16 protein-coding genes are annotated in these 20,881 nt (G+C 46.6%); 5 read left to right on the top strand and 11 right to left on the bottom strand.

Going from position 1 to position 20,881, the window contains the following annotated elements:
* Positions 1 to 6: 6 nt before the first annotated feature.
* Complete coding sequence (gene cyaY, locus Q335_RS0103925; RefSeq protein WP_425393509.1) at positions 7 to 351, top strand: iron donor protein CyaY; 345 nt, start codon at positions 7 to 9, stop codon at positions 349 to 351.
* A 48-nt stretch (positions 352 to 399) separates the two neighbouring features.
* Here the strand turns inward: cyaY and ccsB are convergent, their stop codons facing one another.
* From ccsB to Q335_RS0103910, 3 genes are all read right to left on the bottom strand, one after another.
* Positions 400 to 1,743 (bottom strand): c-type cytochrome biogenesis protein CcsB, encoded by a 1,344-nt coding sequence (ccsB, locus tag Q335_RS0103920; protein ID WP_028357522.1) that lies wholly within the window; start codon positions 1,741 to 1,743, stop codon positions 400 to 402.
* 24 nt (positions 1,744 to 1,767) lie between these two features.
* Positions 1,768 to 3,882: a cytochrome c biogenesis protein ResB gene (locus Q335_RS0103915; protein ID WP_051532359.1), complete on the bottom strand. Its 2,115-nt coding sequence runs from the start codon at positions 3,880 to 3,882 to the stop codon at positions 1,768 to 1,770.
* Between the two features lie 155 nt (positions 3,883 to 4,037).
* Entirely contained in the window at positions 4,038 to 4,742 is a 705-nt protein-coding gene (locus Q335_RS0103910) for a c-type cytochrome (RefSeq protein ID WP_028357520.1), read from the bottom strand.
* A gap of 298 nt (positions 4,743 to 5,040) precedes the next feature.
* Here Q335_RS0103910 and yihA point away from each other — a divergent pair, with 298 nt between their 5' ends.
* Entirely contained in the window at positions 5,041 to 5,664 is a 624-nt protein-coding gene (gene yihA / locus Q335_RS0103905; RefSeq protein ID WP_028357519.1) for a ribosome biogenesis GTP-binding protein YihA/YsxC, read from the top strand.
* A 194-nt stretch (positions 5,665 to 5,858) separates the two neighbouring features.
* A complete protein-coding gene (hemB, locus tag Q335_RS0103900) occupies positions 5,859 to 6,875 on the top strand; it encodes a porphobilinogen synthase (RefSeq protein WP_038369360.1) in 1,017 nt (338 codons plus the stop codon).
* A 91-nt stretch (positions 6,876 to 6,966) separates the two neighbouring features.
* On the opposite strand, the gene Q335_RS0103895 is transcribed toward hemB, so the two are convergent.
* On the bottom strand, positions 6,967 to 7,485 hold the full coding sequence (locus Q335_RS0103895; RefSeq protein WP_051532284.1) for an Lrp/AsnC family transcriptional regulator: 519 nt from the start codon (positions 7,483 to 7,485) through the stop codon (positions 6,967 to 6,969).
* A 267-nt stretch (positions 7,486 to 7,752) separates the two neighbouring features.
* Here Q335_RS0103895 and glmS point away from each other — a divergent pair, with 267 nt between their 5' ends.
* Positions 7,753 to 9,579, top strand: coding sequence for a glutamine--fructose-6-phosphate transaminase (isomerizing) (glmS, locus tag Q335_RS0103890; protein ID WP_028357516.1), 1,827 nt, complete (start codon positions 7,753 to 7,755; stop codon positions 9,577 to 9,579).
* Between the two features lie 81 nt (positions 9,580 to 9,660).
* Here the strand turns inward: glmS and Q335_RS0103885 are convergent, their stop codons facing one another.
* The 4 genes from Q335_RS0103885 to Q335_RS0103870 form a co-directional block, all read right to left on the bottom strand.
* The gene (locus tag Q335_RS0103885) at positions 9,661 to 11,805 is read right to left on the bottom strand and encodes a TonB-dependent receptor (protein ID WP_051532283.1); all 2,145 of its coding nucleotides are present in this window, start codon (positions 11,803 to 11,805) and stop codon (positions 9,661 to 9,663) included.
* Positions 11,806 to 11,879: 74 nt separating this feature from the next.
* Entirely contained in the window at positions 11,880 to 13,484 is a 1,605-nt protein-coding gene (locus Q335_RS0103880) for a PepSY-associated TM helix domain-containing protein (RefSeq protein WP_028357514.1), read from the bottom strand.
* The gene (locus tag Q335_RS0103875; protein ID WP_051532282.1) at positions 13,481 to 13,774 is read right to left on the bottom strand and encodes a hypothetical protein; all 294 of its coding nucleotides are present in this window, start codon (positions 13,772 to 13,774) and stop codon (positions 13,481 to 13,483) included. Before Q335_RS0103875 ends, Q335_RS0103880 begins: the two co-directional genes overlap by 4 nt.
* Positions 13,764 to 14,027, bottom strand: coding sequence for a hypothetical protein (locus Q335_RS0103870; RefSeq protein WP_038369359.1), 264 nt, complete (start codon positions 14,025 to 14,027; stop codon positions 13,764 to 13,766). The genes Q335_RS0103875 and Q335_RS0103870 overlap by 11 nt, the downstream gene beginning before the upstream one ends.
* Before the next feature lie 366 nt (positions 14,028 to 14,393).
* On the opposite strand from Q335_RS0103870, the gene Q335_RS0103865 reads away from it, so the two are divergent.
* A complete protein-coding gene (locus Q335_RS0103865; protein WP_028357511.1) occupies positions 14,394 to 15,314 on the top strand; it encodes a DMT family transporter in 921 nt (306 codons plus the stop codon).
* 66 nt (positions 15,315 to 15,380) lie between these two features.
* On the opposite strand, the gene Q335_RS0103860 is transcribed toward Q335_RS0103865, so the two are convergent.
* The 3 genes from Q335_RS0103860 to Q335_RS0103850 all read right to left on the bottom strand — a co-directional run bounded on the left by Q335_RS0103860 (position 15,381) and on the right by Q335_RS0103850 (position 20,715).
* Positions 15,381 to 15,911 (bottom strand): cytochrome b, encoded by a 531-nt coding sequence (locus Q335_RS0103860; protein ID WP_028357510.1) that lies wholly within the window; start codon positions 15,909 to 15,911, stop codon positions 15,381 to 15,383.
* A gap of 223 nt (positions 15,912 to 16,134) precedes the next feature.
* Positions 16,135 to 18,303 (bottom strand): TonB-dependent receptor, encoded by a 2,169-nt coding sequence (locus Q335_RS0103855; RefSeq protein ID WP_156929883.1) that lies wholly within the window; start codon positions 18,301 to 18,303, stop codon positions 16,135 to 16,137.
* A 6-nt stretch (positions 18,304 to 18,309) separates the two neighbouring features.
* Positions 18,310 to 20,715 (bottom strand): membrane-bound PQQ-dependent dehydrogenase, glucose/quinate/shikimate family, encoded by a 2,406-nt coding sequence (locus Q335_RS0103850; protein WP_028357508.1) that lies wholly within the window; start codon positions 20,713 to 20,715, stop codon positions 18,310 to 18,312.
* Between the last annotated feature and the right edge of the window lie 166 nt (positions 20,716 to 20,881).

The raw sequence follows: 20,881 nt of genomic DNA, 5'->3' as shown, positions 1-20,881 counted from the left end.
ATTATAATGACAGAAATGACTGAAACTGAGTTTTTAGCACTTACTGACGATATTTTAAACAAAATCGAAGACCAGGCTGAGTCTTGGTTTGAAGATTTAGATATTGATATCGATACCAACCGTAGTGGTTCCGTCCTGACGCTGGTTTTTAATCAAAAAAATGAAATGGTGATTAATAGTCAAGCCCCTTTTCGAGAAATTTGGGTCGCTTCACCCCTTGGAGCCCATCATTACAAGCAGGCTGATAACGGCCAATGGCTAGACACCCGCGAAGACGATATCAATCTTGCCGAGCGACTTTCCACGGTCTGTTCGCACTTTGCAGGTCGCGACCTCAAAGTCGCTATCTAATCAAAAAAAGAGTTGCACAGCTTCTGCTGGCAACTCTTTTTAGAAAGCTTATAACTCACCGTAAGAGTGTAAGCCCGATAAGAAGATATTCACTCCCAAGAAAGCAAAGGTCGTGACGACTAAGCCTATCAGAGCCCAATAGGCGGCCACCGTGCCACGCATTCCCTTCATGAGGCGCAAGTGTAACCAGGCCGCATAATTGAGCCAAACCACAAAGGCCCAAGTTTCTTTGGGGTCCCATTGCCAGTATGTACCCCAGGCGTCGGCGGCCCAAAACGCTCCCAGAATCGTGGCTACCGTAAAGAAGGCAAAACCAATCGAGATGGCACGATACATAATATCGTCTAGAACTTCAAAACTAGGTAGACGCTCAGCGATGGGTTTACGGAAAATCAAAATCCCAGCCACTACTAATAAACTCAAACCAAAATAAATAAACCAAACCTCGTATTGATCTTTGGCACTAAACATAAAGGGTTCTGCCACCAAGGCGCCCCCCACCACAATGAGCGGTAGCATGGGCTTCCAAGAGCTCGTATTGCCATGCAATTTAATGAGGTAAGCAAAACCAATCATGGCCGACAATGCAAAGGTACCATAACCAATAAAGTTAGCCGGCACGTGAAGCTTCATCCACCAGCTGCGCAGCGCATTATTGAGGGGACCAATGGTGGCTGCGTCACGGGCAAAGGTATACCACAGCAAGAAAATCACCGCTGAGGTCACCACTAACATGACAAAGCCTCCCAAGGCCCGCGTGTTGTAGCGACGCTCATAGTACAAATAGAACAAAGCGGTCACTAAACAGAACAGTACAAAAACTTCATAGAGATTGCTGACGGGGATATGGCCAATATCGGCCGCAATCATATGGCCTTCGCGCCAACGCACTAATAAGCCCAAGACGCCCGCATACACCCCCAGCCAAGTAAACGCCGACCCCATCCAGGCTAAGCGTGGATTGATCATGCCCAACCAATACATCAAGGTGGCCATAAAGAACAAAGCACACATCCACAAAATAGCCGTTTGTGAAGACAGTAAATACTTCAGGAAAAAATTACTTTCTGCACGGCTAATATCCCCGTCATACAAATAAATGGCCAATAGTGCTAAGACGCCTGTGACCAAGATTAGGCGCCGTAAAGGGCGCCATAACCAGCCTAACCAGGCGGCCGCAAAGGCAGCGCCGATCAAGATACATTTTTCGTAAATGTCCATGGCATCGGGATAGGTGCGTAAAGCATAGACAGCGCCTGCCAAGAGTATGAGCAAAAATACCCCATCGCTAAGCGCTGGCAAACCGCGGTGACTGCGCTCATCACCTGTGCTGTTGCCTAAACTCTGCCACGCACTCGGCAGTTTTTTGTCAGGAAAGGTTTCAGCAGACATCTTAGAGATCCTTATAACAATGCGTTACTGTAACTTTTTAAAGTCTTGCACAAATTGATCAAATTCACGGTCAAAATCTAAATTGCGTTTGCGTGAAGTCATCGCGGCTTTGATAGTGCTACTGTCTGAAGCACCATCTGGATGTTTATTGACCCAGAACCAAATCCGACGATCACGAATATAGAGCATAGAAAAAACGCCCAAGGCCAAAAAGATAGCGCCCAAATAGACCAAAAATTTACCCGGTGAGCGTGTAGTCTGGAGCACACTGGCCTGGATATGTTTGAAATTTTTGAGTTCAAAACTCAAGGGAGCTGGATACAAGCTAATATCAGAAATGGCCAAAGCCGCATTTTGCAGCCACTTGCTTTGTGCTTGCTGGACGCTGTTATCCGCATAATCGATGGGCGCTACGTGCAAGTCTTGGCGCACCTGTTGGCGCAAAGCCACTAAGCCATAATACACATAATCGCGCATCAAATTACGCATGGGTTCACGCAAACTCTCTGGCAATCTCTCGGCTTGAGCCATGTCCGCGCCCTTGACAAAGCGTTCCATCCCCGCAAAACCACCTTCTGCAAATAAGTCTAAGGTTTGTTTCATGAGTTTATAAATCGTGGCCTCATTGATCTGCGCATTGGCATTTTGGGCCGCAAACTGCCGACTGACATGCTCGCGCTGCTGCGGGTCCGCCAAGGCGGCACGTAATTGTAAAAATTCCTGCATGCTATTGTCAGCATCCGCCGGTATCCGCACATAGGTGTATCCTGCATCCTGAGGGCGTTTAACCCCCATCAAAAAGACCCGTGAGCCTTGTAAATCCAGCGGCAACATATAGTTTTTGAACTCGATCTTTTGGTTCGTATCATCGGTCAAGGTATACGTGAACGTCGGCCCTACATTGTGCAAATTTTCTTTTTTGTGGTTAGCCGCGCTACCGGTGACTTGCAATACTTGATCCTGTAGACTTTTGTGGGGCTCACTCGGATCGCTCGGATTACTCAGATTTTCGACATTAATCGGCGCAAAATCAGTCATGGTCAACACATAGTTGACGTTGTGACCATCCTCATCGAGCGCTACGACTTGCTGCGCTCCAACCTTGGTGTCTAAATCAAAGCCCTTAGTGTCTTTGCCTTTTAGGGGAATGGCGCGAAGTTGTAATTCGGAACCGCCATCACTAAAGCTGGATTGATACAACGTTACCCCATGCAAAGTAAATGGGTGATTCACCTCAATTACTTCATTACTCTGATGACCGTTTTTGAGATCAGTAATAGTGACCTCGCTAGCAAAACGCTTAGGCATGCCATTTTCTTGGTAGTATTCAATCACAAACTTATTCAGTTTGACTGAAAACGGCAGTTTTTGAAGGTATTGTTGGTCACTCAAGCTAATCGTGGAGTAGGCACTGCTATTGCCCTCAGAGACCACTAAATTACCTCTAAAGCTAGGATTAGAGTCTTCAAACCAGGTCCGCGGATCGACTTCCGAGAGATATAGGGCATTGCTAGGAATGGCGGGTTTATTGGTAAACCAAATCTGCACGCGATTGAGTAACTCACTATCTAGCAAACCACCAATGCAGATCAGAACAATAGCACAATGCGCAAAAATATAGCCTAAGCGATTACTGCTGCCCTTCTTGGCGGCCAATAAAAAAGCTACATCGGACTCCTTTTGGCGCCATTTGTAGCCATGGCGCTTGAACCATTGTTGACCCAAAACCACTGTTTGCTCAGCACTATAACGACTCTTGACCTCAAAGCGATGCGGAAAGGCTCGCAAACTACTTTGTTTGATGTAATCGCGATAACTGAGCATATCGCGCATCATACGCGGCGCATGTCGAATCACACACAAGGTGGTCGAGAGCACCAAAAAGCCCATAATGAGCAAAAACCACCATGTATTGTAAATTTGCGCAATATTAAATTTGCCAAAAATACTGTACCAAAACGTACCAAACTGATCGATGTAGTGAATCTCTGGGCGGCTTTGTTCAACAATCGTGCCAACAATACTCGCGATACTTACCACGACCAATAAGCTAACAGCAAAACGCATGGAGGCCAGTAATTCAAAAAAGTTTTTGAAAAACGGCATAGGAGGCGGAGAAGATTGAGGGGAATGCGACATAACAATAAAGGGCACATACAAAAATGCACCCTTTAGACCTAAAAATTATCATTAAGTTCCACGATCAAACAGCAAACGGCAAACGGCAAGCGATTAGATCGTGGCCACTTATATCAACGTAAGTAAGCGCTCATCTGCGGCTCGATCAAATGTGATTAGCGTAACCCTGCCGCATAATCGGCCACCGCTTTGATCTGTTCGCGGGTGAGACGACTAGCAATCGTGCCCATTTGATTTTCGGGGCCGCCATTGCTGCGATAGCCATCGGCAAAGAGAATCATTTGTTCTTCTAGATAATTAGGGCGCTGACCAGATAAACGAGGGTACAAGGCGGGCATACCTTGACCACTGGCACCATGGCAGGACGCACAGGCGGGCACACCACGATCCGGAATACCAGCACGCCAAATCAAACGACCCATATTCACTTTTTTGGCGTCACCCATAAATTTAGCGGCTTCTGGATTTTCTAGTTTAAGACCATCGATATAGGCCGCAATATCTGCCATATCTTGGGGCTCTAAGGACATTACATTCGGTGACATCGCCGTTGGTTGGCCGTCTGCAGTCATGCGTTTGGCTTGGCCCTTGTCATCGAGTTTGAAGTTTTTGAGTTGCGCAACAATATAATTATAATGCTGACCCGCTAAATGTGGGTAGATCTCGACGACACTTTGACCCCCGGGGCCATGACAGGCGACACAGGCAATAATGCCTTTGGCAGCATCACCGCTCGTGTATAATTGCTCGCCACGTTGCGCGTCGGGTTTATTGACTTCTTGAGCATGTAGGGCACCAGACACGGTTAGGGCGACCAAGCTCATACAGGCTGACACTGTCAATTTCTTTAAAATTTTCATGAATACCCTTATGGTTCTTATTATGAACCGCGACTAATTAAATAAGCACTAAATAAATAAGCACTAAGCGACGCCATGAATACCCTTTTTAAATGCTGTACTGGCAGGGTAAACCTAGTGCTATCACACCGCTCACTCTCTGCGCAGGCAGCACACAAAGCCGCCACAGCTAAAAAGGGCGCTTTGCAACAAAATTTTGCAATTTTTACATGTAGTTTGGAAAATAGCGGTATTCTGGTGCTTTTAAAGTCATACAATAACGTTATTCTTCTATTATTTCTTTATTTTTTATCAACCTGTGTCTATTTTACACCACGCTAAGTTTGTAACATCTGCCGCCAAATTACAACAACTCCCTCCCCCTGGACCACCAGAGGTGTGCTTTGTGGGCCGCTCGAATGCTGGCAAATCGTCGGCGATTAATGTCTTAGCCAACCAAAAACGCCTCGCGTTTTCCAGTAAGACCCCTGGCCGCACGCGCTTAATCAATATGTTTGGCATTCCCGATAGCCTCGAGCCCGATGCTATGTTGGGTTATTTAGTGGATCTGCCTGGCTATGGTTTTGCTTCGGTCGCCCGTGATGCCCAAGAGGAATGGTCAGTGGTGCTAGGCGCTTACCTCAAAAAACGCAGTAGTCTTGCCGGTATTGTCCTATTGTTAGATATTCGCCGCGGCTTGACTCAACAAGATATGCGCTTGGTCGATTGGATTGCTCCTACCGGCAAGCCCCTACTCATTCTACTCACCAAAGCCGATAAATTGCCTTACGGCCAGCGCCAAAAAGCCGTGGCTAGTATTAACCAAACGCTTAAAGCCATCGGTAATGTGCATACCATTGCTTTTTCTTCGACTCATCGCATGGGTCTGGAAGAAGCCGATGAGCGGATTGTGCAATGGATTTCACCGCAGGCTGTGCCCTAAGAGACTGCGTCCCATAGTGGCCTGACCGCAGATTTCGAATCTCTCAAAAGCGCACCTGATCGGATGCGTTACAATACACACATAGATAAGACTTGCTCCTGGCCGCCGTTGCCTCTATGGCTGTGTCAGCCAAATAAACCCGTGTGGTTCAGCGCAAGTGCTTTATTTCTTAGTCATCATCTCAAGGAATCTCTATGAAATCCGTTATCTTGTCAGAATTTCCCAATGCTAGACCTCGTCGTAACCGCCGTAACGAATTCTCGCGTCGTTTATCGCGTGAGCATACACTGACAACGGATGACTTAATTTATCCGGTGTTTGTGCGCGAAGGCCAAAATGTAAAAGAAACCATCAGTGCCTTGCCTGGTCAATTCCGCTATTCACCGGATACCCTACTAAAGGTCGCTGAACAATGCGTCAAATTGGGTATTCCCGTTTTATCCCTATTCCCGCATATTGATCCCGCCAAAAAAACCCCTAATGGCGCAGAAGCCACCAATCCCGAGGGCTTAATTCCAACCGTCGTGCGTAGCCTCAAAAAAGAATTCCCAGAACTGGGCGTGCTATGTGATGTGGCCTTAGATCCTTTTACTTCCCATGGTCAAGATGGGGTGCTCGATGAAGACGGGTATATTTTGAATGACCCTACCATCGAGGTTCTTGTTAAACAAAGCCTGGCCCAAGCCGAAGCAGGAGCCGATTGGATCGCACCTAGCGATATGATGGATGGCCGTATCAGCAAAATCCGTCAAGCGCTCGAACAAAAAGACCTGATCTATACCCGCATTATGGCGTACTCTGCTAAATTTGCCAGCGCCTTCTATGGTCCTTTCCGAGAAGCCGTCGGCTCTGCGTCCAATCTCGGTAAAGCCAACAAAATGACCTACCAATTAGACCCCGCTAATCGGAATGAGGCCTTACGTGAAGTGGCCTATGACATTCAAGAGGGTGCCGATAGCGTGATGGTCAAACCGGGCATGCCTTATTTAGATGTACTGCGCGAGGTCAAGGACCATTTCGGTATGCCAACCTATGTGTATCAAGTGAGTGGTGAATATGCCATGCTCAAAGCCGCCGCCCAAAATGGCTGGCTTGATAACGAAAAAATTATGATGGAGTCCTTGATTGGCTTTAAACGTGCTGGTGCGGATGGTATTTTGACTTACTTTGCGATTGAAGCGGCGGAGTGGCTCAAAAAACATCAAGCTTAAGTTGTATACCTGAGGCTCTATCACCCTACAAAAGACCGTTGCGCAATGCCAACGGTCTTTTTTTAGGCTAACTGATAACGCGTATATAGGATTACTCAGGCAAGACCTTGGTTTCGAATTTACTGCGATGCATGCTAAAAAAGGTGCGAATATTGCGCACATTGTTTTTGGATGTCAAAAACCGTCCGACCAATGCATGATAAGTCGCCATATCCTGCACCTGTAATACCATCACAAAATCTGCGCCACCCGAGACGCGATAGCATTGCAAGACGGCAGTCTCCTTTTGCACTAAGGCCTCGAAAGCGCTGAAGGCCTCGGCATCTTGATTTTTGAGCGAGACTTCGACAATCGCCGTGAGATGATGCCCCAATAAAGCGGGATTAAGCAGAGCGACTTGCTTTTCGATGACCCCCATATCATATAAGCGTCGCACGCGCCGCAAACAGGTTGGCGGCGAAGCAAACACCCGCTCCGCAAGCGCCTGATTACTCTGGGCGCTATCACTTTGTAATTGCTTAAGGATCCGTAAATCTAGTTCATCAAGCTCAACCGAGTCTACAGAAGCCGACTCACGGTTGCTGGCTTGCTTAATGGCCGAATAATTCATAGTAATAACTAAACACAACGCTAAACACAAGGCGCGCCCCCCAAGGTAGAGAGTGACTAAATCCCGCAGCCTGTAACTAAACTTAATAAAAATGAAATAATTAAAATATAAAATATTTATAGCTTAATAATATTTCATATCCATATATGAATGCAATATCTATTAAATTTATTTAGTTTTTTGGTAATTAATTTCATTAAAAATACAGCACAATATCGTTTGTTTCTTAATTATTCAATTAGCCAATTTAATTTTTGGAGTTAATTTATGTGCGGAATTGTAGGCGCCGTGGCGCAACGCGATGTTACCCCTATCCTCTTAGAAGGCCTCAAGCGCCTAGAATACCGTGGTTATGATTCTTGCGGTTTGGCCGTCTACAAAGATGGCGAACTACAAAGAACTCGCAGTACCAGCCGCGTCGCTGATCTAGAAGCGCAGGTCGCACAAACGGGTCTACAAGGGTTTACTGGCATTGCCCATACTCGTTGGGCCACGCACGGTGCTCCTGCTACGCACAATGCGCACCCACATTTTTCAACCCCAGAAGAACCACTCATTGGCTTGGTACACAATGGCATCATCGAAAACCACGACGAATTACGTGAGGAACTCAAGCAACAAGGCTTTCATTTTGAGAGCCAAACAGATACCGAGGTCATTGCCCACTTGATCAACCATTTATATAACGGCGATCTCTTAGCCACCGTGACGCAGGCCGTTCAACGTCTCGAAGGCGCCTTTGCTATCGCGGTGATTTGTCGTGATGAACCGCATCGTGTGGTCGGTGCACGTCAAGGTTCACCATTGATTGTTGGCCGCGGTCAGGGTGAGAACTTTCTAGCCTCTGATTCAATGGCGATTGCAGGCACCACGGATCAAATTATCTATCTTGAAGATGGTGATATTGTGGACTTACAATTGGATGATGTGTGGATTACCGACACGCAAGGCAATGCGATTGAGCGCGAGGTACACACGATTCAAGCGCATACCGCGGCCGCCGATCTAGGCCCTTATCGCCATTACATGCAAAAAGAAATCTTCGAACAACCCCGCGCTGTGGGTGATACCTTACAAGACATTGAAAACATCACGCCTGAATTGTTTGGTAAAAATGCCGCGGCCGTATTTGATGATATCGATAATATTTTGATCTTGGCTTGCGGTACTAGTTATTATGCAGGCATGGTTGCTCGCTATTGGATTGAAGCCGTGGCAGGAGTACCTGTGAATGTCGAAATTGCCAGCGAATATCGCTATCGCAGCAGCATCCCTAATCCCAAAACGCTAATTGTCACAATTTCCCAATCTGGCGAGACTGCCGATACGCTTTCTGCGCTTAAACACGCCAAAAGCATGGGCATGAAGCATTCCTTGACGATTTGTAATGTACAAACCAGTGCCATGGTGCGCGAGACCGAACTAAACTTTATTACGCGTGCGGGCGTAGAAATTGGGGTCGCTTCTACCAAGGCTTTCACCACGCAATTGGTCGGTTTGTTCCTATTGGCCCTGACTTTAGCCAAACAAAACCACCGCTTAAGCGAGGAAGAACAAAGCGAATATTTACACACGCTACGACATCTACCTTCTGCCATTAGCTCAGTCTTGGCCCTTGAACCACAAATTATCGATTGGGCAGATCAATTTGCCAACAAAGAAAACGCCTTATTCTTGGGGCGCGGCACGCATTACCCGATCGCTCTCGAAGGTGCCCTCAAACTCAAAGAAATCAGTTATATCCACGCCGAAGCTTACCCAGCCGGTGAACTCAAGCACGGTCCGCTTGCCCTTGTAACTGATCAAATGCCTGTGGTGGTGGTCGCCCCTAACGATAGTCTCCTCGAGAAATTAAAATCCAATATGCAGGAAGTGCGCGCCCGTGGCGGTGAGCTTTATGTGTTTGCCGATAGCGATACCGAGATCAAACCCGCAGATGGTATGCATGTCATTCGTATGCCAGAGCATTACGGTCGCCTCTCCGCCCTTTTGCATGTGGTGCCATTACAATTATTGGCCTACCACACAGCGCTTGTACGCGGCACCGATGTGGATAAACCTCGTAATTTGGCCAAGAGTGTCACTGTAGAATAAACTTAATTACGCCAAAAAAGTAACTACAAAAAAAGCCCAGTCTCTGCGCGCAGACACTGGGCTTTTGCTTAAGTACTCGGTTTAGAAGTTAAATGTCACACCTAACTTAGCCGTGCGGCCTTCGCCGATAAGGGCATAGCCACTATTGAACACACCTTCCCAATAGCGTCGGTTACCGACGTTTTCAACGCCGGCGCGGAATGTAGTTTCAACCCCTGACACTTTAGTGGTGTAACTAGCCCCCACATCAAAAATCGCATAAGAAGGAATACGCATCTCATTGGCATTATCAATATATTGATGGTTCACAAACGTGGCGCGACCATTAATACTTAAACCCGGTACGTATGGGATTTTGTAGTCTAGGCTTAAACCTGCCGTCCACTCTGGTTGACCCTCAATGGTTTTACCCTCAAGAGACATCTTACCGGCTTGACCGCGCTTATACTCTGCTTCTAGATAAGCCACATTACCTAACACGGTTAAGGTGTCATCAAACATAATGCCAGAGAAGCTGTATTCCACACCTTTGGATTTACTCTTACCGTCATCCGTGGTGCGTTGCGTGATTTTTTTGTTGGCTTTGTCACGATAAGTCATATCGGTGACCGTAGTCGGTCTTTCGATTTGGTAGAACGCCAAGGTATGCAACCAACTGTCAGACTGGTATTTAGTACCAATTTCATATTGCTTAGCTTTGTACGGTGCAAAGGTTTGACCATAATTGGCATCTTGCAAGGCATTGACTGTCGCGCCCCTGATCAAGGCTTCAACATAGCTACCATAGAATGACCAGTTTTGCTCAAATGGCTTAAGTACCACAGCAAAGGTCGGTGATATTTTGTGATCATCATATTTAGTATCGTTACTGTGATCGCGAATATCCATGTCTTGGTAACGGGCACCAATAATGAACTGCAAGGCATCGTCATAAACCGAGATTTGATCCACTAAAGAAGCACTGTAGTAATCACTATCGTTTTGGTTAATCATATGCGGATCATCAAATGGCATATGACCGCCATGACTTGGATGGTATAAATTGGTTTTAAAATCGACGGGTTTGGCACCGCGGCCTTCGTGTTTTTTCTCACGAATATTTAAGAAGTCGCCACGCGCAGTCACGTTATGCTCAAGTGCACCCGTATGGAAAATCCCATTCAAGGATAAATAAGCCGTTTGGTTTAGGGTGCGAGAACCGATACCATAGTATTGTGAGGTCGCATTACCAGCTTTGTCCTGCACAATCATACGCGTACCAAAGACATGCCCCCTGTACTCTTGCTCATTAAAACCAAAACCACCCTCGAAGGTTAATTTATCGAGTAATTTTTGTTCGAGGCTAAGACCGATATATTTACCGTTTTGTTTGGCCCAAAGATGCTTGAAGTAATTGTTCTTTGGATCTGGACTATCGAGCACTTCGCCTAATTTTGGAAAACCAATCATCGCTGGTGAACCATCCTTACGATGGGTACGCACATAGTAGGCATCCAAGTTGATCTTGGTTCTGTCAGTGGTGTAGTCCAAGGCCACAACGGCATTGACGTCTTTATCGTGGAGGCCACGCACTACATGTTGACCCTCACCATAATTGACACTGGCACGGGCACCAAATTGTTTTTCATCACCAAAACGACGCGCCACATCAATGGTCGGGCTCCAGTACCCATTTAAATCATATTCAGCAGAAATTTCATTCAAGTCAGTGTTGGCACGCTTGGTGTGAATCATCACCGTACCACCGATGCCACCATTCGGCGGCATCCCTGCCACGAGCGCGTTTGGTCCCTTCAAGACCGTGACAGAGTCAAGAATACTGGTAGGCACACGACCTGTCGGCGCCATACCATAAGAACCGTTTAAGTTAGTATCTTCCCATTTGGAATCAAAACCACGAATTGAGAAATTCTCATTGATGTGGCCTTCATTGGTATTGCTACGAATACCTGGATCGACCTTAAGTACCTCACCCACCGTCGTGGACATGGTTTCTTTAAATTGTTTAGCACTATAGTTTCTGATTGAAAACGGCGTATCAACAATATGTTTATCGCCTAAGATATTTAGGCTTGATAAGGTATTGATACGACCCGTAGGGTCAAAATCAGCGATTTCTGACGTTACCACAATAGGCTGTAGCAACTCGGTTTGCTGCGCGTAAGCCGCAGCCCCAGGAAACGCGGCAGCCAAGGCCGCGCAGGTATACTTAAGTTTACGATTCATCTCCGAACCCTCGTCAAAATTAAAGCCACACCGATAGGCAGCCACAACAACTACCACACTGCAAAAAAACAACGCTAGGACGGCTGTAAAGCCATGCGCCGTTGATTGGTACGATAGAACAAATAAAACACGCCAGCACTTACCAGCGCCATCACGTCGACCCAAAGCAAGCGACCACTGTTATGCCAAAGCGCTAGATCGGGCATAAGCATGGATAACAAACTCGTCAATGGAATACCGAGCAATACCAAGGCACAGGCAATCATTAAGTGCCTTCTGGCTTTTTCTGCGCGCAAGGCAAAACAATAAGCCACAGAGCCTAAAAAGATCACGTAATAGCCATAGCCAAGAATCTTATTGACACTATGGACTTCTGGCAGCACCACATAGAGCCAACGCACCATAAAAAAGCCACAGAAAATACCCAACATACAGCCAAAACAGGTGCCTACTGTCAGATTCTCTAGAATACGCACACTGAGTTTTTGCTCTTTGTAAGGCAGCAGGACTTTTTTGACTTTTTTGAGTCGACTGTTAATCCACAACATATTGCCGCTATAGAACAAAAACGCCCCTACCAAACCAAGCACGAAATACACCCAGCGGACAAAGTCGCCGCCATAATTACCGAAGTGCAAGCTAAACATCGACTTGATAAAGGCACTGGCTTTGCTGGACTCGTTGGCTTTATACAGACTGTCATACGGACGCTGTTGATAAGTTTGCGCAAAAATAAAATCGGTATGGTCGCCGCGCTTGAGCCCATCGTCTTGTTGGAAGCCAATAAAAATTCGTGATTTTTGGGGCTTATCTAAGCTGGTGAAACGTACTGTGCGTATATGATCTTGACCGACGGCATCACTGACGCGATTAAGCAGCGTCTTAGCGTCAAATTGCGGGTTTGGAATCATCGTATTACCGCCCGCCATCATCTTTTGCTCAATGGTTTTATCGTGTTTGGCCAGCATCTCTAGCCCTTCAAAAAACTCATCGTGAAAGGCAAACGACACGACCGTGACACAGATAATGATATGAAATGGCAAACTCGTAATCCCTGCCACATTGTGCATATCTAACCAAAAGCGTTTTTGGTTTTTGCCATTACGAATCGCGAAATAGTCCTTCACCAGCGTTGGCAGCAACACAATGAGGCCAGACATAATCGCTAAGAAATATAACGCTGCCACCACGCCCATTACGGTCACACCATTATTGTGGTGGTCTTCGATGATGTTCGGTAATCCTGCCGTCTCGTGAAGCTGCTCGAGCAAGAAGCCCGCCCGACTGAGGTTTTCTTTTTGGACAATGAGATCACCGTGCTGATCCAAAGAGGCTAACATGCTGACATTGTCAAACGAGAAGGCGCCCCTAAATACCGAATCACCCTGTGGCCTCCAGGACATCGGGGCATAGAACTCCTCAGGTGAGGCAACGCTTAGTAAAAAGTCATTTCGGGACTCTGGGTATTGCGCATGCACTTTCGCGATCAATTCTGGATACTGCTCGTAAGTGATACTCGGAAGTTTTTGCTGAGGCGGTGCAGCCCAACGGCTTAAATCGTGTTGGAACATAGAGAGTGCCGCTGAAAAAAAGCAAATAAACAATAAGATACCTGAGCAAATCCCCACCCACGTGTGCAGGTTTTTGCTCATTTTTAGGATATCGTTGCGAACCTTCACAGCGCCCCCCTCAAGAGGACAATCAAGCCGTAGAAGCACATCGCCACCACCGCATAAATCACTAAGGCTTGCCAGCCTTTGGGCACAAAATAAACCAAAAACATGAGGGGCAACCAGAACCAAGGGATAGACCACATGGCCAGTTGCTCTGCGAGTCCAGAATGCACGCCAACGACTCCCGCCCACATCGCGATGAGGGTAGCGCACATAATCGCTAATATGAAGCCCAATATCACACCCGTCAGGCTTTTGAGCCACCAGTCGGGTTGTAATTGTTTTTTACTTGCCATGACTTGGTTCATCTTTAAGCACAGAAATAAAGGGTAAAGCAGAGCCCACCGTGATCATTATGATCAACCAACTGAAAATAGCGACCAATAATGAGGATTTTGCGAGTAGAATAAGCAAACTAATCAGCAACAAGGCGTAAGCCACCCAGCGCCAAGGTCTGCTAAGTGATTCTTGTAATAAATTCTGATTGGCGTGGCTAAGTACAAAAAGCACTGAGCCTATGACGACCATAAAAAATGCCACGATGGTCATATTTTTAGCATTTAAAGGGTAATTACTTACAGCGGTATAAACAAAAAGAAGCTTAAATTAAGCTTCTATCATCTACCTTTAACGATTAGACACATTATAAGTGAATTAGACTGGTAATGATAAATATTTTCATTGTTACTTTCCGTTGCAAATAGTCGAGCCTCTCAGATTTATTGCTGGTTTTCACTGTAGAATTCTGCCTTTTTATGATTAAAATGGCACATTGCTGTGTATTTACAAGTTGTTGCATATAGACGACAAAATTCAATAAGTAGCAGAATTTTGGCCGTACTTTCGGGTGTTGGCTTAGGCCCAAGCTGAATGATGTCTGATCTGCTCAACGCGCCCTATATTTGATGGATAACCATGTCTTTAAGTCGTTTTAATTCTTCTCATGCAAGCGCTGCTGCCCTCTGGATGGTGCTTTCTGGCATGGCCTTTGCAGCTATTAATGTCATTACCCCAAGCATTAGTGAGTTTGCTCCCACCTTTGATTCCAGTTGGATTGCCTTTTACCAATATTTCTTTGCTTTTTTATTGTTACTGCCTTCTCTGCTCAAGCATGGCTTTACTCAAGTGTTTGCAACTGAGCATTTTATGACACATTTTTGGCGTATCGTAATTGCCGTCATCGGCATTCAATTTTGGGTTAAGGCACTGACGCTTAATTTTCCGATTGGCGAGGGTGTGGCTCTCCTTATGACCTCCCCCCTATTTGCGAGTTTGGGGGCGATTTTATTACTCAAAGAAAAAGCCAGTAAACTGCGTGTCATTGCGACGTTTACGGGCTTTTTGGGCGCGTTGATTATTTTGGAGCCAAAACTGCAAAACTTTAGTGTGATTGCGGTGTTCCCGTTATTAGCCGCCTTTTGTTGGGCCATGCATTCCGTTCTTCTGAAGTTTTTGTCTAACAAAGACAACGCCACCACTATGGTGGCTTATATGTATTTGCTCATGATTCCGATTAATTTTGCCATTGCAAGTTTTACGGATTTCGGTGCGATCGCGCAACCCTTTAGACAGGGCCAAAGCCAACTCTTACTCAGCCTGATACTCCTTGCTTTGCTGACCTGCATCGGTCAATATGCAATTGCCAAGGCCTACGCCCTCGCCGACGCGCTATTTACTCAACCTTTTGACTATCTCAAACTACCGCTCAATGTGCTACTTGGCTATTTATTTTTTGGCTGGGGGGTGTCATGGCAATTTTGGCTCGGCGCTGTGATGATGGTGTTGTCGTTATTAGCGATTAGTTATTATGAGGGGCGTGCGGGACAAGCCCGTTGAGATGACATAATTTAGACTGATAAAAAAAACGTTGCGACTTCAATCTACTCGCAACGTTTTTTGTACTTATTTAGGTTTGACCCAAGTGGCCATACGCGGTAGGACATCTTGGTCACTACCCGAAACGCGGTGTTTGATGGCCATAAAGATATGACCGACCACACAGGCCATTAATAGCCAGCCGAGGTAAACATGCCAGCCATCGGTGGCACTAACAATCGCTGGATTTTTTTGGCCAGTGCCCTCGATGAAAGTAATACCTAATAAATCCACAGGACCGCCGTTGCCATAAAAGCGAATAATCATGATGAGTGGCACAACAAAGAGCAAGATCTTGATCGCGAGATGGCCTAAGGAAGAGACGGTGTTGTAGCGTGGTGGTCGCTGACTGACCGTACAGGCCGCCACAATCATGCTCAGAATATTGAGTACAAAGATAATTTTGCCGATTTCAAAGTGGATGGGCATCATGCCTTCTAGTTTGATGCCAAAGAAATGAATCACGGCCGAGCCCGCCATATATATCATTAAAATGGCTATGGTCCAATGTAGATAACGGGTTAGCGCAGGATACGTGCGTACTTGATACGTTTGCATGGTGTCACCTATAAGTTAACGTTAAGGGGGCAATCATACAGCATTCATATAACAATATGGCGAGCCGCTCAAAAAGAGCCAGCGTATGATTTGCTCAGCCGACTGCAGAGCAACTTTCATTATAGTCAAAGCTGTGCGCTAACTTCCTGTTTTTTATCAACAAAAAACAAAAGCGCCAAGTCTCAGAGACTGGCGCTTTTAGAAAAAATAACACTACGTTATGTTAAAAGGTCTTGGTGATTTTGAGACCAACATTGGCTGTGCGTTTATTGGCAGGCTCAAAAAAGCGGCCATTACCATCATTCACAATCACCGAGCCAATGTATTTACGGTTAAAGAGATTATCGACCCGAGCAAATGCATTGAACTGCCAATCCTCATGCTTCCAGATATAACCCAGACCCGCACCAGCCACTAGGTAACTTGGTGCATGGTCGGAATTGATATCATCGACTTGGATCTTATCCTTATAGGTCGCATCCAAAGTGGCCTGTAATCCCTGCTCTGGTGCCCAATCGATACTGGCATAGGCTTGATGTTTGGCTACACCTGGAATACGATTGCCAGCGTTGACCATAGGGCGCTTCTCTAAGGCAGGAATGTCTGAGGCAAAACTCGCACTCACAAAGCTATAACTGGCACCTAAGCGCAGGTCTTGCCAGAGGTATTTCTCCCAAGCCAGATCGACGCCTTTGCGGCGAGTTTTGTCGGCATTACGGAAGGTACTGCGTCCGCCCGCATTGACACCCGCCACGATATCATCCTTGGTAGTGATGTAGAAAAATGCCGCGGTAAAGCGCCCTAGCTGATTGTCTGATTTGAGGCCGATTTCGTAGTTATCGCTGCGAGAAGGTTGTAAATCAGTATTAAATCCAGATTTATCGTCGGCGCGATACGCACTCTCGGTAAAGGTCGGGGTCTCAAAGCCTTTGCTATAGCTCCCATACACATACAATTGATCTAAGGCCTGCCATCCCAAGGCAACGGAAGGTAACCAGCGATCATAACTGCTTTTACCGCTATCATCACCATTGCCTGGATGCACGTAATGGTCATCGGTTTTGAAGTGAATATTGCTATAGCGCAAGCCTGTATCGGCAAAAACACCTGGTAAGAACTCCCAAGAGGCCTGCACATACGGATCCAAATTCCATAAGGTATTGGTCTCGTCACGACGCATATTGCCTTTGGTGCCATACTTCGGTTGTTTGCCTTGCATCACAAAGTTCTCATAACCGTGGCGGTTCTCTGTCATGCGATCAAAGGCTAGCCCCACCGTGGAGCTAACACCAGGCAAACTATCATGATTGAACCAACGTAGATCGGCGCCATAGTAATGACGGGTAAAGTCCACCACACCCCCGGCATGCGCAGGTTTCTTTTGGGGAGCTTGCGGGATAGTAAGGAATTGTAAGACGTGACGTCGTCCAAAATAAGCCATGGCATATAAGTCATTATGCTCATTTAGCGGTTTATTCCAAGTCAGACCCGTTTGCGTTTGTTTAAGGACCTTACGACCCTTGTATTGTTGCAAACCCTCATGTTGTTTGCGAGGATCATCCTCCCAATCCTCACGCGTGATGCCGCCTGGATCCTGGGCATTGATGTGCACATCATTAAAAATCCAATTAATGTCGCTACCATCATGTAATTGCCAATGCAGCTTCGCATTGTTTAGATTTTTGTCGGTCCGGGTGCGATCACGATAACCATTGGTATGAAAATAATTCGAGCTCAAGGTATAGTCTGGCATCCAAGTGCCTACTTGGCCACCACCTTGCAGCAAGACATTGCCTTGTTGCCGCTTCTTGCTACCCGTCGTACCTTGTAAAGAGATACTCGGACGACCCTCGCCCGTACGTGTATTGGCAAGAATCGTACCACCAGAGGAATTACCATACAGCGAAGAAAACGGTCCCGTAATGACTTGCATACTTTCGAGACTGCTTAAATCGATGTTCGAGGTTTGCCCCTGCCCGTCAGGCATGGTCGCCGGGATACCATCAACATAAAGACGGATGCCGCGTACCCCAAACGTCGAGCGCGCACCAAAACCATGGATAGATAATTGGGCATCTTGTGCGTAGTTTTCTCGATTATTGACCTGTAATCCTGGCACGCCTCGTAGCACCTCATCAAGATTGATATTGGTACTCATCGCATCAGGGTTTTTGACGACCTCATATATCGAGGTCGGACTCTGCATAATCGTACGCTGGATATGGGCCGCATTGACTTCTATTGGCGCCAGTTGCGCGACCTTAGGTTGGGTGGCCGCGACACTGGTAGCAGAAGCTTTGGCTGCCGTATTTGACTGTGCCTGTACGACGGGTCCAACAAAGGCGCTTAACAATAGCACTGCGCTAGGTTTAAGCCGAAAACTACGCATCATTCCATACTATTTTTTGAGTTTAAAAGCGACCACACTATCGCCAGGAGTGGTACCTAAAGACCCGTGACCTCCCGCGGCAATTACAATATATTGCACACCGTCATCGCCTTCATAGGTGGTTGGCGTAGATTGTGCACCCGCACTCAACTCGGTTTGCCATAAGGTTTTACCGGTGTTGAGATCGTATACGTGGAAGTAATCATCGGCAGTGGCACCTTGGATCACAATATCCCCAGCGGTAATCACGGCACCACCGTGTGCTACCATGCCCATGGTGAACGGAATAGGGAAACCAAACGGTAAGAAATTGGTTTTGAGGTTTTTGGTGTTACCAATACGACGTTGCCATGCTGTCTTACCCGTTTTGAGGTCGACACCCACCAAGGTTCCCCAAGGTGGTGCAGAGCAAGGCGCCCCTGTCGCAGAGACCATATTTTGGATTTTGATGGAGTATTGACCCTCCATGTTCTCGTTCCAAACAGGATCCCCTTCTTTAGTGAAAATACGTTTGGTTAAATCGTCGCCTTTACGTTTTTCAAGCATAACTTGATAAGGTAAGCGTATCGGTGCGGCAACGAGCAATTGACGCTCTGGGTCAATGGCCACGGAGCCCCAGTTAAAGACCCCGATATTACCTGGGTAAAGCAAGATCTCTTTGGTTGAAGGTGGTGTCCACGCATTGTGATCATAGCGTAAGCGGTGATACATGAGCTGACACTGCATATGATCAAAAGGTGAAGTCCCCCACATATCTTGAATAGAGAGCGGTTTAGGGGTGAAGTTAAGCGCAGAGACAGGCTGCGTTGGTGATGGACGCTCACCAGGGATGACACCATCGGTGGAGACTTCTTTTTGGGTCACTGGATAGACAGGCTCACCCGTGAGGCGATCCAAGACGAAGATATTGCCTACTTTAGTGGGTACAAAAACTACCTGACGTTTTTGACCTTTGTAGTCGATATCCGCTAAAGGTGGTTGTGAGGGATTATCGCGATCCCACAAATCATGATAGGTCGTTTGGAATTTCCATTTGAGATGACCCGTTTTGATGTCTAAGGCTACTAAGGCATCACGGAATTGCTCTTTGGCAGAATCCATATCACGGTTAACACCAATTTGGTCAGGTGAATAGTTACCATACGGCACATAGATGAGGCCGTTTTGGATGTCAGCCGACATATCTGGCCATGAGATCGGCGTGTCATGATCGTAGACACCGTCTTCAGCAATTGGTGTTGTGTCATCGGGATGCGCTGGATTAAAGTTCCAAACAAGTTTACCGGTGCGCGCATCAAAGGCACGTAAAACACCGCCCGGATTGCCTTTGTTATAGGCATTGTCGGTCACTGAAGCATTAATAATCACTAGACCATCGGCAACTACAGGAGGTGAAGTCACCATATAGGTATGAGGACGAACCTCACCGAGATTCTTTTTGAGATCGATTTTGCCGTTGTCCGCAAAATCTGTACATACTTCACCAGTATTGGCATCTAGAGCAAAGAGCTCGCCCTCTGGCGTGCTGTTATAGATGCGTTTTTGGCAAGTTTGTGCCGCTGGCGTCTCGGTGCTTTTGGCATCGCTAAAGCGGCTATCGCTAGCGCCCATATCAGCCAAGTCGTAATAGCTCACGCCACGGCAAGTTTGGTGTTGACGTTGATTGCTTGGATCGGTAGGTGGAACAAATTTCCAGGCCAACTCACCCGTTTGTGGATTGAGCGCATGCACCTCGGCATGTGGCGTACATATATACAACAAGCCATTAACCTTGAGCGGGTTGACCTCAAAGGTATATTCAGAGGCATCAACCTTAGGATCACGGATATCGCCGGTATGATATTCCCAAGCTTTCACCAAGTCCTTCGCATTGCTATTGTTGATTTGCTTAAGCGCAGAGAAACGACGGCCATTGAGGTCACCCCCATAAGACGACCAGTCCTTGCTAGGCACATTGTCTAAATCCACTCTTTCGTTGGCGAGTTCCCCTTTAGTGGGATAAGCATCATAAAAAGCAATCACCACGGTCATGATCAACATGATGATGACGGTAGAGCCAAGAAATGGATGGAATCCAGAGGCATTTTTAGGATCATGCGGTTTGTTGACGCGTCTGACCGTCCATGGCAATGCTAACCATAAACCAATCACAGCAATCACATCACCGCGCGGGATCCATTGCCATTTGTCAAAACCGACTTGGTAAATAATCCAGCCGAGGGTGACCCACATTAATAAGGCATAAAAGGTCAGTACAAATCGGCTGTTGGTAAAAAGTAGAATGGCGGCAAATATCAAACCGATAGAGGTCACCAAGTAGAAGGGACCCGCGCCGGCGTTGAGAACTTGCCAACCCATATAGGCTAGCACCACGCCTATCACGAGCATGATGAGGGAGGTAATTTTGTTGAGCATGTTACTTCCTGATACAGTAGATGAAAGGGCTTACAAAGTAAACCGCAATTGGGAACTATTATACACCCGCTTACAAGACCTTGATTTCTAGGGAAAACACGGTATTACCAGCATGACCTTAATGGCCCGGTGCATATAGCACAAAAAAAACCCAAGTGACACTTGG

The organism is Brackiella oedipodis DSM 13743 (genome assembly GCF_000621025.1).
Classification (GTDB): Bacteria; Pseudomonadota; Gammaproteobacteria; order Burkholderiales; family Burkholderiaceae_B; genus Oligella; species Oligella oedipodis.
The sequence above is the reverse complement of the archived record's forward strand: the minus strand, read 5'-3'. Positions and strand labels throughout refer to the sequence as shown.